The organism is Pseudomonas baetica (genome assembly GCF_002813455.1).
Taxonomy (GTDB): domain Bacteria; phylum Pseudomonadota; class Gammaproteobacteria; order Pseudomonadales; family Pseudomonadaceae; genus Aquipseudomonas; species Aquipseudomonas baetica.
The window spans coordinates 1,071,696-1,087,008 of the sequence record NZ_PHHE01000001.1; the positions used below are offsets into that span (position 1 = coordinate 1,071,696).

The 15,313-nt window shown below is 61.5% G+C and carries 13 protein-coding genes; all 13 read right to left on the reverse strand.

Going from position 1 to position 15,313, the window contains the following annotated elements; all coding sequences use genetic code 11:
* Window positions 1-15 precede the first annotated feature (15 nt).
* The 13 genes from ATI02_RS04880 to ATI02_RS04940 are packed head-to-tail and all read right to left on the reverse strand — an operon-like array spanning window position 16 to window position 15,250.
* A complete protein-coding gene (locus ATI02_RS04880) occupies window positions 16-1,935 on the reverse strand; it encodes a hypothetical protein (RefSeq protein WP_100845609.1) in 1,920 nt (639 codons plus the stop codon).
* Complete coding sequence (locus tag ATI02_RS04885) at window positions 1,932-3,239, reverse strand: oligosaccharide flippase family protein (RefSeq protein WP_100845610.1); 1,308 nt, start codon at window positions 3,237-3,239, stop codon at window positions 1,932-1,934. The genes ATI02_RS04880 and ATI02_RS04885 overlap by 4 nt, the downstream gene beginning before the upstream one ends.
* Window positions 3,236-4,237, reverse strand: coding sequence for a polysaccharide deacetylase family protein (locus ATI02_RS04890; protein ID WP_100845611.1), 1,002 nt, complete (start codon window positions 4,235-4,237; stop codon window positions 3,236-3,238). Before ATI02_RS04890 ends, ATI02_RS04885 begins: the two co-directional genes overlap by 4 nt.
* A 15-nt stretch (window positions 4,238-4,252) precedes the next feature.
* Window positions 4,253-5,389 (reverse strand): glycosyltransferase, encoded by a 1,137-nt coding sequence (locus tag ATI02_RS04895; RefSeq protein WP_100845612.1) that lies wholly within the window; start codon window positions 5,387-5,389, stop codon window positions 4,253-4,255.
* Window positions 5,382-6,350, reverse strand: coding sequence for a glycosyltransferase (locus ATI02_RS04900; RefSeq protein ID WP_100845613.1), 969 nt, complete (start codon window positions 6,348-6,350; stop codon window positions 5,382-5,384). The genes ATI02_RS04895 and ATI02_RS04900 overlap by 8 nt, the downstream gene beginning before the upstream one ends.
* A complete protein-coding gene (locus tag ATI02_RS04905) occupies window positions 6,347-7,714 on the reverse strand; it encodes an O-antigen ligase family protein (protein ID WP_100845614.1) in 1,368 nt (455 codons plus the stop codon). The genes ATI02_RS04900 and ATI02_RS04905 overlap by 4 nt, the downstream gene beginning before the upstream one ends.
* Complete coding sequence (locus ATI02_RS04910; RefSeq protein WP_371857619.1) at window positions 7,711-8,814, reverse strand: glycosyltransferase family 4 protein; 1,104 nt, start codon at window positions 8,812-8,814, stop codon at window positions 7,711-7,713. Before ATI02_RS04910 ends, ATI02_RS04905 begins: the two co-directional genes overlap by 4 nt.
* On the reverse strand, window positions 8,799-10,391 hold the full coding sequence (locus ATI02_RS04915; RefSeq protein ID WP_100845615.1) for a GumC family protein: 1,593 nt from the start codon (window positions 10,389-10,391) through the stop codon (window positions 8,799-8,801). Before ATI02_RS04915 ends, ATI02_RS04910 begins: the two co-directional genes overlap by 16 nt.
* A 16-nt stretch (window positions 10,392-10,407) precedes the next feature.
* Window positions 10,408-11,430, reverse strand: coding sequence for a polysaccharide biosynthesis/export family protein (locus ATI02_RS04920; RefSeq protein WP_100845616.1), 1,023 nt, complete (start codon window positions 11,428-11,430; stop codon window positions 10,408-10,410).
* A 21-nt stretch (window positions 11,431-11,451) separates the two neighbouring features.
* The gene (locus ATI02_RS04925) at window positions 11,452-12,099 is read right to left on the reverse strand and encodes a CpsD/CapB family tyrosine-protein kinase (RefSeq protein ID WP_095188422.1); all 648 of its coding nucleotides are present in this window, start codon (window positions 12,097-12,099) and stop codon (window positions 11,452-11,454) included.
* Window positions 12,099-12,845 carry a sugar transferase gene (locus ATI02_RS04930; protein WP_095188423.1) on the reverse strand — a complete coding sequence of 249 codons (747 nt, stop codon included), beginning with the start codon at window positions 12,843-12,845 and terminating at the stop codon, window positions 12,099-12,101. The genes ATI02_RS04925 and ATI02_RS04930 overlap by 1 nt, the downstream gene beginning before the upstream one ends.
* An 18-nt stretch (window positions 12,846-12,863) precedes the next feature.
* Window positions 12,864-13,901 (reverse strand): NAD-dependent epimerase, encoded by a 1,038-nt coding sequence (locus ATI02_RS04935; protein WP_100845617.1) that lies wholly within the window; start codon window positions 13,899-13,901, stop codon window positions 12,864-12,866.
* A complete protein-coding gene (locus ATI02_RS04940) occupies window positions 13,898-15,250 on the reverse strand; it encodes a UDP-glucose dehydrogenase family protein (RefSeq protein ID WP_100845618.1) in 1,353 nt (450 codons plus the stop codon). The genes ATI02_RS04935 and ATI02_RS04940 overlap by 4 nt, the downstream gene beginning before the upstream one ends.
* Window positions 15,251-15,313: the final 63 nt, after the last annotated feature.

The following is a 15,313-nucleotide window of genomic DNA, read 5'->3' on the forward strand; positions in this document are numbered from 1 at the left end:
GGACAGAAGGGCGGCTCATGAAGCGCTCCAGCTCAGGGCAAACAGGGTTTGCCCCGGCAATTCGAAACGCACGCGCCCGTTTTCGCAGGCAAATGGTATGTCGCGGCTGCGATTGTCGGCGCCGAAGAAACGCAGGGCGCTTTGGTTCAGCGGGCACCAGGCGCCGCTCAGATCAACGCGTTGCAGGCGTGTGCCTTTGTTCACCCCAAGCAGTGCGCGCTGCTCGTCGCCGGCCATCGCCAGAACATCCACCTCAAAAGCGTCGTTATCCAGTTGCAGCACTTGCGGCAACCAATGCCGCGCGATGAATTGCTGGGCAAGGCCCACCGGTTTCAATTCAAAACGACCATTGTCCAGCACCCGCACCATGCCTTTGCCGTAGGGCGGTTCATCGGCTGCCTGAAACCAGTTGAGCATGGTCAGCAGCCCATCCTGAGAAGCGTTGATCACCACCGAGGCCCACCACAGCGAGGTGAAATGGGTTTCCTGATCGTAGGGGCTCAGGGCTGAGCCACTGGACAGATTGGTCTGATCCAGCAGCAACGCTTTGCGTGGTTGCCCTTTGGCGTCCAGTCCCACCAGGTCTGCTGCGCGGCGCACGCGGTCGCGGTAGACCCGGGTCGCGAGCAGGTCGCGAATCATCCATTCATGCCAGGCCAAGGCATCGACCTGATCGGCGGATTCACTGAGCAGACGCCGCGCCCAGTCGATGCCGCGCTTGTCCGCCGCGTTTTCGGTGAACGGCCCGTTGACCAAGCGTGAACTGGCCGGCATGGCAATGCGCACGCCAGCCTTGGCGTTGGCCGGGTCGCTGCGCACCTGCCGCGCCATGCTGTTGAAGATCGCCCGGTATTGTTCGTAGCTTGAATAGTTGAGGTTAGGCTCGTCGGCGAAACCGATGTAATGCGTGCCTTTGCCACCCAGAGCGCGGGTGCCGGCGAGCCAGGCGTCGAGGCCGCTGTTGCTTTGTACATCGGCGCGCAGATCGGCCTGACGCCCGGTGCCGGCGAGCAGGGTGATGTCCTGGCGGATGCCGAAGCGATTTTGATAAAGCTGACGAAAAGCGTCTTCGAAGTGTGGATTCTTCGAGGTGACGTCAACGAAGCTGTAGTAACTCGCAGCGGTGGGTTTCAAGGCATCGAGCAGGGCGTGACTGGACGGCGGCGGTACGAGGTAAGGCAGCGCGATTCCCAGATCCGGCGTGCGTCCGAGGACTTTGTCGTGCAGGGTCAGACGCGTCTGCCCCGGTTCTGACTGCAAGGGTTTGAGCTGCTGCGGATTCTGCGCAAACAGATTCGCCGTGCCGTCGAGCCAGAATGCTGCTTTGCCCCTGCCTTGCAGAAGCAGGCGCCAGACCTGCGGTTGTTCGCTGACGGGCAGCGCGACTTGATCGAACTGCCAATAGGCACGATAGGGTTTCAGTGCCAATGACAGTTGCTGTCCATCGCCAACCCGCTGTGCCTGCAAACCGCTGACGCCACCATGGAACTTGCCGGCCAGCACCGCGTGTTCGCCGGGTGCGACTCTGAAATACAGCTCAGTGCCGTTCCGCACTTCCGCGCTGAAATGCACCTTGGCCGGGACAAACAGCGCCACGGTTTTTTCGTCATGTTCGATCCGGTAACCGCGGAAACTGTAGCCGGGAATCTCCAGTTGATAACTCGCCGCGCCAGGTGCCAGCGGCCAGCTCTGGCTGCCCCGGGTTTCATTGGCCTTGATCAACCGTTCGCCCTGCAACTTGCCCTGACCGTCGAGTAGATACAGATGCTCTTCGTTGGCCTCTGCCTGCCACGCCGGCACCCAGCTGACGGTCACGGTGTCCGCGCGATCGGCCTGCAGATACAAGCTGCCGTCGCGGATATCGCCCCAGCGCATCGACGCCGCGTAGGCGTCCAGCGACAGGCCGAGACCGAGCAGCAGGGCCAGGCGTTTCATGCTGCCTTCCGGCGTTGCAACATCAACCACATCGGGGTGATATCGCTGGGCAGGATGATCAAGGTTTGCCAGAACGGCACGCCACTCAAGCGGCAATAAAGCACCAGCATCGCCACGGTGACGGCCAGGTAGGCAATCGATGAAGCCGCCGCTGCACCGACAATCCCGTAGGCAGGAATCAACAGCAGATTCAGCGCCAGATTGAACACCGCGCCCAAGCCCATCAATAGCGACACCGTGCCGGGGCGGGCTTTGCCAATCAAGTCCAGACGCAGAATGCTCGCGTAGCACAGGCCCAACAGCCCTGGCAGCAATGCGAGCAGCGCCGGATAGGCCGGCTGGTAGGCAACGCCGAACAGGGTGACGATCAGCCATTCTCCGATCACCGCCATCGTGATGCAGGCGCCCAACATCACTGTGGCAGTCAGGCGCAGCGCCAGCGGAGTGACTTTGTCCATGCCTTTGTCCTGTTGCAGCAGGCGTTTCATCAGCGGCGTGGTCACCGCTTCCGGGACGATCAGCAGCAGTTCGGCGGCGGCGCTGGCCATCGCGTAATGACCCAGCGCGGTGCTGCCGAGCAGGGCGCCGATGAATAGATAATCCGAGCGCAGAATCACTTGCTGGAATAGCAGATCCGGATGGCTGCGCGCACTGAAGCGCAGCAGTTCGTTCTGGCTGGCGCGGTCCCATTGCAGCTGCATCGGTTGCGCGCGCTTGAGCCACATCCATCCCACCAGCACCACCAGACTGATCCCGGCCAGCCAACTGATCAGCGCCGCTTCCAGCGCAGCACTTTTCCACATCCAGAACAGCGCAAGAAACAGCAGCAGCGGCGCCAGCGATTCGATCAGGCGCAGCACGTTGAACGCGACCACGCCGCCAGAGGCGTTGTGCAATGTCAGCAGGCCGCTTTTGAGTACGGTCAGCGGCACCGCCAACAGCAACAGCCAGGCCAGCAGACCGAGTTGCATCGTTATATCCAGTTCGCCGCCGAACTCACGCACCAACGCAACCACCAGCAAGGTCAGCAGCCCCGCCAGCAGACAGCCGAACACCAGCACCTGAGCGAGTAGCAAACCCATCGGCCGCTGCTTGGCCGCTTGATAGCCGACCGCTGAATTCAGCCCGCCACTGGTGGCGGCGCTGATCAAGTCCGGCAGGGTGCTGAGCAAGGCAAACAAACCGCGTTCACTGGGGCCCAGAATCCGCGCGAGCAACACGTTGCGCAGCAGGCGCAAGGCGATCATCGCCAGCTTGGTGCCCATACTCAGGGCCAGATGCTTGAGGTAGTTGCCTCGGCTCATGTGCGTGCCCCGCGAAAGATGCGTAACGACAGCAGTTCGGGATTGCGTGCGGTGCGTTGACTGACACCGAAGCGCGGCAGGTTCAAAGGGTCGCCGGCCCCACGATAGAGACCGGTAGCGGTGCCGAGGGCAAACGGATAATCGTGATTGGCGACCTGCTCGCGCACGCGCTCATCGTTATCCCCGTTGGGGTAGCAATACACCGGTAACGGCCGATTGCAGCCGTTGTTCAAGGCGTCGCGACTGCGGCTGATTTCCTGGGTCAGGCGCGCACTATCAAGGCCTGTAAGAATCGCGTGGCTGGCGCCGTGCGGGCCGAACCGCACCAGCCCCGAAGCTTCCATTGCGCGCACCTGATGCCAGTCCAGGGCCTGCGGCAGAGAATCCTGCGGGCACTCGTCGGTGAGCCGTTCCAGCACCTGCGGGTCGAGATCTTTCAAACTTTGCAGATAATGCAAAAGGGCCAGACTGCGCCGCTGCACATCGATGTCATCGACCAGCACCGGCAATGGCTTACCGATCGAACGAAGGTATTCGATCAAATGCATCCGCGCCTTGGCGCCATGGCTGCCCCACAGCGTTTCGCCGAGGCTTTCCCACCAGAATCGTTGACGACTGCCAATGAAATCGGTGGAGAGAAAAATACTCGCCGGCACCTGATGTTTTTGCAGCAGCGCGAAGGCGTTGACGGCGTTGTCGCGCCAGCCGTCATCGAAGGTCAGCGCCACTTGCGGGCGCTCGGTGCGCAGCGAATTTGGTTGAAGGATTTCCATCAGCGGCACGCAATCGAAATGCTTGCGCAGCCACACCAGCAAATGCTCGAAGGCCTGGGGCCCGACGCACAGTTCATTGCGGTGCGGCAGATCGGCGGCGCGGTCGTTGGCCAGCACCCGATGCAGCATCAGGATCACCCCGGCGCCGTGCAGCTGATTGCGGCCCACGGACGAATTGAGATAGAGCCAGCCACTGGTGCGTTTTAGAAGTTGTTTGATCGCCATGGCCTCAGTCCTTTTTTATCGGTTCTGTTCCGGATTCCACTGGGCATACCGCTGGCCGCGCAGAAACTGCCACAGGCCGAGGCTCATGCCCGCCAGGGTGACCAGCAAAAACGCCGCCAGACGGAATGGTTTGGGCAAACGGTGTTGCGAATCGAGCAGGCCGGCGATGGCGATCGTGTAGCCGATCAACTGCGCGATCAGGCTCAAGCGATAAAAGCCGTGTTCTTGCCACAGCCAGAAGTTGCTCAGCAGCAACGGCAGCAACAACACCGGCGCCAGTCGGCGGACCAATTTGTGGCTGATCAAGGCGATCGAATACAGGCCGTGCTTGAACGGATTGAGCAGCTCGCTGCGTTGCGCCAGGCTTTGCAAGCCGCCAACGGTGACGCGCTGACGCCGGCGAAATTGCTTGCCCGCCTCATCGACGCCATGGTCGATCACTTGCGCTTCGGGCACGTAGACGATGCGTTTGCGTGCCACCGGCGCGCAGGTGCTGATAAAGAAATCGTCGTTGACCTCCGCCGGCACGTTCTGGAACAGCTCGCGGCGCAGAGCGAGCAGGGCGCCATCGGCGGAAACCATGCAACCGGTGCGATTCTCCACGCGGCGCAGCCAGCCTTCGTAGTGCCGGTACAGGCTGTCACCGACGCTCAGGCCCCCGCCGGTGACCGGGATCACCATATGCCCTGCACACGCGCCGACCTGCGGATCGCTCAGCGGCGCGAGCAAGTGGCCGAGGGTGTCGCGTGACCATTGGTTGTCGGCATCGGTGAACACCAGAATATCGCCGGTACTCAGCGCTGCGCCGGCATTCAGCGTAGCGGCTTTGCCCTGGCGGGGCAGGTCGAGCACGGTGATGCGCGGATCAACCACTTTGTGTGCGCAGGCCACGGTGTCATCCGTCGAGCCATCGCTGGCGAGGATGATCTGCAGCGTCGCCGGCTGATAATCCTGAGCCAGCAGCGTGCGCAACTTGTGCTCGATGTGCCGCGCCTCGTTATGCGCGGCAATCACGATGCTGATGTTCAGCGGCGGCGCTGGCGTATGGCGCCAGGCCGGGAACAGCGGCGCCAGCAAGGTCAGCAGCAGCGGATAACCGACGTAGGCGTACACCGGCAGCAGCAGGCACATCCAGAAAATGAATTCAGCCACGGGCAGGCCTCCTGGCGTTCCAATGACACAGACTGAGAGCAAGTGCCGCGCTGGGCAGGTGCAGGCGTAACCAGTGCAGACCCCACAGTTGCAAGGTGAGGCGAACGTTGTGGTGCTTGATACTCTGCCGCACGCTGAGCACCAGACTCGGCAGCAGGGTCAGCACCAGCAGGATCACCGCGAGCTGCGCGAGGCCGGCGAGCAAGGCAACGATCAGGAGAAAATCCGTCACCCAGACCAGCAGCGACAGCAGCGGAAAACGCAGCAGGCGCAGGCTCATGCCATGGGTGCGCAGCAACTGCAGGTGGCTGCCCTGGCGCCACAGTTCCTTGCCCACCCACTCGCGCCAGTTCATTTCGTAGCCCCAATGCAGGGCGATGCTGTTACTGGTCGACAGCAGCCGAGCGCCCTGTGTGCTCAGACGCAAGGTGTATTCCTTGTCTTCGCCGGTGCGCAGGGTTTCGTTGAAACCGCCGACGACGTCGAACCAGCGTTTGCGCATCAGCAGGTTGGCGCTGGGCAGCCAGTCCACGGTGCGGCTGGTGTGCGCTGATGGCCGCAGCATGCGCCGTTGCCAGGCGGTCGCGTACCACGGCGCGGCGGCGGGGGTGTGCAGGTCCAGGCCGAAGATGTCGCCCTGAGCATCTGCTTCTAGGGCGAACAATTGGCTCAGCCAGTCTTCGGGCATTTCAATGTCGGCATCGATGAACGCCAGCCATTCACCACTGGCGAAGCTTGCGCCACGATTGCGCAAGGCGCCGATCAGCAGGCCGGGCATGAGCAGAACCTGCGCGCCGAATACACGAGCGATCTGTGGCCCATCATCATTGGAACCGTTGTCGACGACAATCAGTTCACAGTCGATGTCGGCGGCGTTCGCGGCTTTGCGAGCGGCCAGGAGGGTGCGGCCGATGTGCCGTGCCTCGTTGTACATCGGAATGACGATGCTGATCCGGCTCATGCCCTGGCCTCCGTCAGCGGTGCTTGCTCGGCTTTCAGGCGCAGCACCCAGGTCAGGGCAAGCATGATCCACAGGTATTTCAGGTTCGGCGCGCTGAGAAACATCAGAAACAACGTCAATGACAGAAAACTCATTCCAAGATGAGTCACCACGTCCGCGTGCTGCCACTCGCGCCGTTGCAGCCACGCGCGTCGTGCGCGGATCAGGTTGTAGAATCCCTGCACGAGCATGCCGACAAACAGCAGGCCGGCGGGAATCCCCAATTCGCTGAAAATCTCCAGGTAAGTGTTGTGCGCCCGGCGATACAGATCGCCGATCTTGCGGTTGGCCGAGAATGCCTTGGCGTAACCGGTGGTCGCGTAGTGCAGCGGGAAGGTCCCGGGGCCGGAGCCGAGCAGTGGATGTTCGCGGATGATCTGGCTGCCGACGACAATGTAGGAGGCGCGACGGCCGAGTGATTCGTCCTGAGCCTTGGCCCCGGCGCTCAAGATACTCAGCGACTGGATGCGTGCCAGATAACCGGCAGGCATCGCATAAATCGCCAATGGCAGCACGATGGCGGCGCCGAGCATGGCAAAGCCGAAATGCCGGGGACGGATGCGGGTGAGGTGCTGGCGGTAATGCCAGACACCGATCGCCAGACTCAAGGCCAGTACCACCAGGCCCGAGCGCGATTCTGTCTTGGTCATGCCGCCGAGCAGCAAAAGGCAGCAGCCAGCCCAGAACAAACGCTGCAAAAGGTTCGGGCTGCGAATTACCAGCAGCAGGCCCAGCGGCACGGCGAAGGCGATCAGCAGAGCAAAGGCATTCGGGTCATCGAGCAGGCCGGCGGCGCGGCCCTTGTCCTGGAATCTGCTGGAAAACATCGCCATGGCGCAGGTGGCGCTGACGCTGAGCGTGACCAGCCGGGCGAACAGATCGAGGTTCAGCTCGCGGCCGATCAACAAAGTGATCACGAACAGAATCAGGCCCACGCTCAGTTCACGCAGATGACTCTGAGACATGCCCAGGTTGTCGGTGGCGAGCAGGCTCAGCATGTACAGCGCCATGAAACCGATCAGGTAGCGCCACAGATTGCTGCGCAAGCGCTGCGATGGAATCTGGTGCAATGCCAGTTGCAGCATCAGGATCAGCGCCAGCGAAGCACCGAGGAATTTGCTCCCGGAAAACACGCTGTCCTTGAAGAACCCTTCAAACGGCACCAGCGCGCCAATGCCAAGCAAGCCCCAGGACGGTTTGCGGTACAGCACCGTGAAACCCAGCAGCCCCAGCACTGCCCCCGGCGCCAGATACGGATAAGGACTGACCAGCAAAGCCATGCAGACCATTGCCAGCAGGCTGACGATCGAGAGCGGGAAAATCATGCGCGTGCCTCCCGTGCGGTGCGGATGTACAGCTGCGACCAGTGTTCGGCCAAGGCCTTGAGGTCGTAGCGATCCTGTTGCGTGCGTTTCGCGTTGTCGCGCAGTTGCCGGGCCAGGCCCGGTTGCATCAGCAACGTGTCGAGCTGGCGGGCGAGCGCGGCGCTGTCGGTGGGCGCGGCGAGCAGGCCGTTATGCCGGTCTTCCAGCACATCGGGAATCCCGCCGACTGCGAAGGCCACCACCGGCACCCCGGCCTGCATTGCTTCGAGCAAAATCATCGGCGTGCCCTCGGTGCGCGAGCTGATCACCAGCGCATCGAGTTGCTGCCACCAGCGGCGCATGTCGGTCTGGTAACCCGGCAAACGAATGCGCTGCTGCAAACCGGCGGCATCAATGCGCGCCTGCAACACCTCGCGTTCCGGGCCATCGCCGAGCATCACCGCGTCCAGTTGCGGGTGTTGCAGACACAGCGCAATCAGCGCGTCGAGAAACAGATCCGGGCCTTTCTCGCTGCTCAGGCGTCCGACGTAACCGGCGAGCCAGCGCTGGCGATCAGCATTGGGAATCATCTCGGCGTGAGCCGGCAAACCGTTGGGAATCACTTGCAGCTTGTCGGCCCGTACGCTGGCCTGACGATGAATGGCCGCGATGCTTTCAGCCACGCACACCACCCGATCAACCGATGCGGTGCGGCACAGTTGCAGGCTCAGCCAGGTGTAGAACTTTTGTTTGCGGCTGCGCGGGGTGAAACCGTGTTGGGTGATGACCAGCGGCAGGCGCAACAGCGTCGCGCCGAGCCAACCGAATAGCAGCCCCTTGAAATTGTGCGTATTGATCAGCGGCCGTTCGCTGCGGCGTTGACGCAAGTGCCGCAGCAAGGTGCCCAGGCCAGTGCAACCCTGCGCGTCGACCCCGGCCTCACGAAAGCGCGCGATCAGTTCCGGCGGCGCGTCGAGGAACAGCACTTGATGCTGTCCCGGCGTCGCCAGGCAATGATCGAGCAACATGCGCTCGGCTCCGTAGAAGCCACCGCTGCTGAGCAAATGAATGATCGGCAGGGCGGCGTTCGGCGGGGTCGACAGGTTCAATTGCGCACCCAGTGCACAAAGCCTGGCACCGACCAGTTTCTGTGCGGATTGCCCGGCAGCGCGTCTTGCTCGTTGATCACCAACAGCACCGGCAGCCCCAGTTCATGGCTGATTTGCGCCGGATGTTTGAAGCGATGATCAAAGAACTCCCGCACATAGACGAACGCGATCGCCAACAGCAGGCCGGTGAGCATGCCGAACGGAATGATCAACATGGGTTTTGGGAACGCTGCTTCAGTCGGCTCGAACGGCGGGCTCAACACCCGGGCGTTGGACAGGTCGTTGTCCAGCGAGCGCGTGGTGCTGCTTTCGGCAAAGCGCTGCGCGTAGGTCGAGAACGCGGCGTGCAACGCGCCGATCTCGGTGTCCATCTGGCGCAGTTTGCTTTGGGTTTGCTGCAATTGATGGATTCGATTCTTGAACTCGGCAATGCGCGCGGTTTTCTGCTCGATGACCTGACTGACCACCGACAGGTCGATCGTGCGTTCCTGGATGCGGTTGTTGACCACTTTCAGGAACTGCTGGCGAGTGCGGGCAATTTGCTCGCGGGTCAGCAACATCGGCTCGCTACCGGGCTGGAACACCGCCAGATCATTCATGTAGCGGCTGACCTGAGTGGTCAGCGCCTCGCCCATCTGTCTGATCTCGCGGTCTTCGAACGCGATGTTGTCCACCGTGGTGGTGAAGGTGAACGGGAAGGTGTAGTCGTTGAGTTTGCTGGTGTTGGCAGCAGCCAGACTGGTTTTCAGGTAATCGAGCCAGCGCTGGCTTTGCAGCAAGCGGTCGCGGTACAGATTGAGTGCCTGCTCTTCGGTGTTGATTGCATTGAGTCGGAAGGTGATTTCCTCCTTCGGATCGGACGAACCGACACCTTCAAGCAAACTCAGCCGAGCACCTTCCAGTCCGTCGAGGCGCACCTGGTATTGATGCTTTTTGGTTTCATAAAACGAGTGCGGCAGTTCGATCGATTGCAGCGCCTGACGGCTGACCAGATAGTTTTGCAGCAAGGCTGCGACAAACGTTGTGCCCTGGGCTGGATCCGGGAAGCTGTAGACAATCGAAATGACATTGGAACCCGGCAGGGTTTCGATCTTCAGATTGTCGATGGCTTCTTGCGTCAAGCCGTCGAGTACCGTGTCGCGCACGGGATCGGTTTCCAGGCCCAGCGTGCTGCGCAGCGGGTTGACCACGTATTCGCGCAACGGCGAGCTGACGTAGCGTTTGAACGGTTCACCGAGCAGCTTGCTGAACATGCCTGGCGCTGGGGTGTACTCGCCGTTGTCGCGCAGCTCGCTGATGGTCTGACGAATCAGCGCCGGCGAACGCAGGATATTGCTTTCGGTTTCCATGTCCGCAAGCGACGGCGGAATGAACGTGGCGTTGTCCTGGGTCAGCGAGGTGGTCGCATCGCCCTGGGAGAGTTTTTTCGACTGCACGATCACCTGCGCGGTGATATCGAAGCTCTGCTTGAGCAACAGCGGCAGCACCAGCGCGATCACTGCAAAGATCAGGAAGACACGCTTCACCAGTTGTTTGTTGGCGAAGAAAATCCTGAAGAACTCGTGCAGGTAATTTTCTTTTGGGTTCATGTCGTTCACCTGAGAGTCAGTTGTCACTGCCTTTGTTGTCGACGCGGTAGCCGAAGCTGAACCCCACGCCCTGGAACAGCACCACGTCGGCCAGTTGGCGGGCGAGTTCGCCGGCGCTGGCAAGCTTGGTTTTTGGCACGTAGAGCATGTCGTCCGGTTGCAGGTAGGCGATCTGCGGAGCCTCGCCTGACAACGCTTTCTCGACGTCGTAATTCATCGCCTGCACCTGATTGCCATTGCGCCGCATGATCACCACCGAATCGAGGCGCGCCTTGACGTTGGTGCCGCGGGCGAGGGTCAGGGCTTCAAGCACCGAGACCGGACGGCGGATCGGGTAGGAGCCAGGCTGGGCCACTTCGCCCAAGACGTAGATCTCGTTGCCAGCCGTGGATTTGAGCAGCACATCGACGCTCATCCGCCCTGGCAATTGCGCGTATTTTTTGTTGAGGAAGGCTTCCAGTTGATTGACGGTCATGCCTTGCATTGGCACGGCACCGATTTCCGGGAAGCTCGCGTAGCCGTCAGTCCCCACGGTGATCTCGCGGCTCATGCCGGTGGCGGGGTGGTTGAGGGCACTTTTGAGGTTCTGTTCGTTGCTCAACGGGCTGAGGACTTGCACGCTCAGCTGATTGCGGTTGGGCTGGAACAGTTGTTTGCGTTGATAAACGCGCTGGATTTCCTGGCGCGCTTGCTCGCTGGTCAGCCCGGCGATTTTCACCGAGGTGTTGGCGCCCGGCAGTTCGATGGTGCCGTCGGGCAGCACCAGTTGCGTGCCGTTGAGCTGGCTGGCGGCGGTGAAGTTCAGGCCGATCTGGTCACCCGACTGGACGCGGTAAGCGTCCGAGCCGCTGGTGCTGATGTGGAAAATCACATCCAGCACGTCTTTTGGGCGCAGGGTCTGCTCGACCCTCGGCATATCGGTTGCCTGGGCGTTGGCCGGTGCGGCGGTGAGGATATTCACCGGCATGTTGCGGGTATCGGTATTGCTGGAGCAGCCCGCAAGCGGCAGCAACAGCAGGACAAGCATTTTGGCGTTCATGGCGTCATCCTTTGCGTTCGCTTACAGGTTTTTGTAAAGCCACTTGGGCATGTAGTACTTGCGCCGGTTGAACACGCTACCGACCACTTTTGCCCCAGCCTGGGTCAGCCGTTGCACGGCAGCCTGGGCGACTTCCCAACGGGTGTCTTCGGCGCGAACCACGAACACCACGCCATCGACCTGGGTGCTGATCACCAGCGTGTCAGCGGCGGAATACACCGCGTCGCCGTCGATCACCACGAAGCGGTACTGGCTGCCCAACTGGTCGAGCAACGGGCTCAGACGCTCGGCGGTCAGGTGTTCCAGGGTGCGGATCGGCCGGCCGTTGGGCAGCACGTGGAAGGGCAGGCTCGAGACCTGCACCACGCAGTCCTGCAACAGCGGCGGTTTGTCAGGGTTGAACAGCAAGTCGCGCAGGCCGCGCTCCTTGCTCAGGTTCAACTGCTGGGTGAGATTGCTCACCGACTGGCTGGCATCGACCAGCAGCACCTGGCCGCTGCTCATCTGTGCCAGTTGGCTGGCCAGCGCCAAAGCGCTGGTGGTGGTGCCAGCGCCGGGGTTGGCGGCGGTCAGAAACAGGATCCGCAGATCAAGATCCAGCACGGTCGAGGTCAGGTTCGATTCGCTGGGGTTGGCGATGCTCAGGCTTTTGTTGGTTGAACCGTCCATTAGCTTGCTCCGTGGCCGCTGAATACTTTGAAAGGGGTTTTCAACAGGATCTTCAGATCAAGCAAAAGGCTCTGCTCGGCGATATAGCTGAGGTCCAACTCAACGCGCTGGTCGAAGTCGATGTTGCTGCGCCCGGAGATCTGCCACAGACCGGTCATGCCGGGATAAATGGCCAGACGCGCGAGGTGATTGTCCTTGTAGCGGTAAGCGTTGAACGAGGTCGGGCGGGGGCCGACCAGGCGCATGTCACCGGTCACCACGTTGATCAGGTTGGGCAGTTCGTCGAGGCTGGTGCGCCGCAGAAAACCGCCGATGCGGGTGATGCGTGGGTCCTTGTCAATCTTGAAGTCGATGGCGTCGGCCCCGTGCTTGTTGAGGTGGCGCAGCGACTCTTTCAATTCTTCGGCGTTGGCGACCATGGTGCGAAATTTGTACATGCCGAACTTGCGGCCGCGGTAGCCGGTGCGCTTTTGCACAAACATCACCGGACCCTTGCTGGTGAATTTGATGATCAGGGCCAAGCCAATCAACAGCGGCGAAATCAGCAGCAAAATGGTCAGGGCGCCGAGGCAGGCCACCACCCGATTGGTGCGCGACAGTTGCCATGGGCGTCCGCCGTCGCGGCCGGTGAACCAGCCGCGGCCCTGGCGATGAATCGCCGCATCGAGGCGCATACGGTGCTCGGGGTCAATGCGCTTGTCGCGGCGCATCTGTTGAATCGGCACACCTTGTTCATGTCCAGTCATGGAATCCTCCGCTGATGTTCAGCCGCGAGCGGCGCGTGGGCGATAGGCAGTGGGGTAGTAGTCGCGGAACCAGGCGATGAAACGCCCCAATCCTTCATCCAGCTCTATCCGGGGCTGGAACCCGGTGGCCTGGGCCAGATCGCTGGCCTCGGCGCAGGTGTTGAGCACATCGCCCGGTTGCAGCGGCAGCAGCTCGACAATGGCTTTCTGGCCGAGGTGTTTTTCCATCAGGGCCAGGTAGGTTTTCAGTGCCACCGGGTGTTGCCCGCCGATGTTGAACAGCCGCCAAGGCGCCATGCTGCTGGCCGGGTCGGGCTGCTCGCGATCCCATTCGGGCTGGGGCAGCGGTGGCTGATCAATGAGACGGGCGATGCTCTCGATGATGTCGTCGATGTAGGTGAAATCGCGTTGGTGCTCGCCGTAGTTGAATAGCTTCAGCGGCTCGCCCTCGGTGATCGCCCGGGCGAACTGGATCGGCGACATGTCCGGCCGCCCCCACGGTCCGTACACGGTGAAAAAGCGCAGGCCGGTGCAGGGAATGCCGAACAGGTGGCTATAACTGTGGGCCATCAGCTCGTTGGCTTTTTTGGTCGCGGCGTACAGCGACAGCGGGTGGTTGACGCCGTCCTTCACCGAATACGGCGTGTGCTGGTTGGCGCCATAAACCGAGCTGGAGGAGGCGTAGATCAAGTGCTCGACCGGGTGATGCCGGCAGCTCTCCAGAATATTCAGAAAACCATTGAGGTTGCTGTCCAGATACGCCCGTGGATTTTCCAGCGAGTAGCGCACGCCGGCCTGTGCGGCGAGGTGAATCACCACTTGGGGTTGTTCACGGACAAACAGCACGTCGATGGCCGACGCATCGGCCAGGTCAACCGTGGCGAGCTGGAAATCGCCGACCTGCTCACGCACCCATTGCACGCGGTCGTGCTTGAGCTGCGGATCGTAGTAGGCGTTGAAATTATCCAGACCGACCACCGTGTGACCGTCGCACATCAGTCGCAGTACGCAATGGGCACCAATGAAGCCGGCCGCGCCGGTGACCAGAATCTTCATGGCCGTGCGCCTTCGGGGGCGACGTGACGCAGGCCGATGCCGCTGTAGTGCAGGCCGGCGGCCGCCACTTGTTCCGGGTTGTACAGGTTGCGGCCGTCGACAATCACCTTCGAACGCAGCTTTTCGGCGAGCAGTTCGAAATCCACCACGCGGAAGTTTTTCCACTCGGTGCAGATCACCAGGGCGTCGGCATCTTCCAGGGTGTCGTCGCGGGTGGCGCACAGGTGCAGGTCGTTGCGGTAACCGTAGAGGCGCCGGCATTCGGACATGGCTTCCGGATCGTAGGCCTGCACGCTGGCGCCTTCGGCCCAGAGCGCGTCCATCAGATAGCGGCTGGGCGCTTCACGCATGTCATCGGTGTTCGGTTTGAACGCCAGGCCCCAGATGGCGATGGATTTGCCGGCCAGGCCCTGGGGGAATTGCGCTTTCAGTTTGCTGAAGAGGATATGCCGTTGCAGGTCGTTGACGTCGGTGACGCTGCGCAGCAGTTTCAACGGCATGCCATTGTGTTCGGCGGTGTGCAGCAGGGCGCGCAGGTCTTTGGGAAAGCATGAGCCACCGAAGCCGCAGCCCGGATAGATGAAGTGGTAACCGATGCGCGGGTCGGAGCCGATGCCTTTGCGCACCGCTTCGATGTCGGCGCCAAGCAGTTCGGTGAGGTTGGCCAGTTCGTTCATGAAGCTGATGCGGGTGGCGAGCATCGCGTTGGCGGCGTACTTGGTCAGCTCGGCGCTGCGGTTGTCCATGAACATCAGTTTTTCGCGGTTGCGGCAGAACGGCGCGTACAGCTCGCTCATTTGCTCGCGGGCTTCGTCGTCGCGGGTGCCGACGATGATCCGGTCCGGGCGCATGCAATCGGCGAGGGCGCTGCCTTCCTTGAGAAATTCAGGGTTGGAGACCACGCGCACGGTCAGTGCGGATTTGCCGCGACGCAGCAGTTCGCTGTTGGCGGTGGCGAGCACCTGATCCGCCGTGCCGACCGGCACCGTGGACTTGATGATCAGCGTGCGATCGGCCTCCATGTGCGAAGCGATTTGCCGGGCGACGTTGAGCACGTGACTGAGGTCGGCGGAACCGTCCTCATCGGCCGGCGTGCCGACCGCGATGAAAATCAGCTCGGCATGCTCGACCGCGTCGCTGGCCTGGGTGCTGAATAGCAGACGTCCGGCCTTGATGTTTTCCTCAAGTGTGCTGGACAAACCTGGCTCGCTAATTGGCGGCACCGCTTGTTGCAGTTGTTTAATCTTGTTCGGGTCAATATCGACGCATAAAACCCGATGACCGACATCTGCAAGTGCGGCGGCTTGTATTAATCCAACATAGCCCGTGCCAAATACGCTCACGTCCATCTGCGCACCCTCGATAGAGCGAAAAGAAGAAGTTCGGAAGAAGACTGTAGGAGGGGTATAGCG

Bases quoted from the DNA above. Each gene is read 5' to 3' on its own strand.
- ATI02_RS04880 (WP_100845609.1), bottom strand. From the start codon at position 1,935: ATGAAACGCCTGGCCCTGCTGCTCGGTCTCGGCCTGTCGCTGGACGCC.
- ATI02_RS04885 (WP_100845610.1), bottom strand. From the start codon at position 3,239: ATGAGCCGAGGCAACTACCTCAAGCATCTGGCCCTGAGTATGGGCACC.
- ATI02_RS04890 (WP_100845611.1), bottom strand. From the start codon at position 4,237: ATGGCGATCAAACAACTTCTAAAACGCACCAGTGGCTGGCTCTATCTC.
- ATI02_RS04900 (WP_100845613.1), bottom strand. From the start codon at position 6,350: ATGAGCCGGATCAGCATCGTCATTCCGATGTACAACGAGGCACGGCAC.
- ATI02_RS04905 (WP_100845614.1), bottom strand. From the start codon at position 7,714: ATGATTTTCCCGCTCTCGATCGTCAGCCTGCTGGCAATGGTCTGCATG.
- ATI02_RS04915 (WP_100845615.1), bottom strand. From the start codon at position 10,391: ATGAACCCAAAAGAAAATTACCTGCACGAGTTCTTCAGGATTTTCTTC.
- ATI02_RS04920 (WP_100845616.1), bottom strand. From the start codon at position 11,430: ATGAACGCCAAAATGCTTGTCCTGCTGTTGCTGCCGCTTGCGGGCTGC.
- ATI02_RS04925 (WP_095188422.1), bottom strand. From the start codon at position 12,099: ATGGACGGTTCAACCAACAAAAGCCTGAGCATCGCCAACCCCAGCGAA.
- ATI02_RS04930 (WP_095188423.1), bottom strand. From the start codon at position 12,845: ATGACTGGACATGAACAAGGTGTGCCGATTCAACAGATGCGCCGCGAC.
- ATI02_RS04935 (WP_100845617.1), bottom strand. From the start codon at position 13,901: ATGAAGATTCTGGTCACCGGCGCGGCCGGCTTCATTGGTGCCCATTGC.
- ATI02_RS04940 (WP_100845618.1), bottom strand. From the start codon at position 15,250: ATGGACGTGAGCGTATTTGGCACGGGCTATGTTGGATTAATACAAGCC.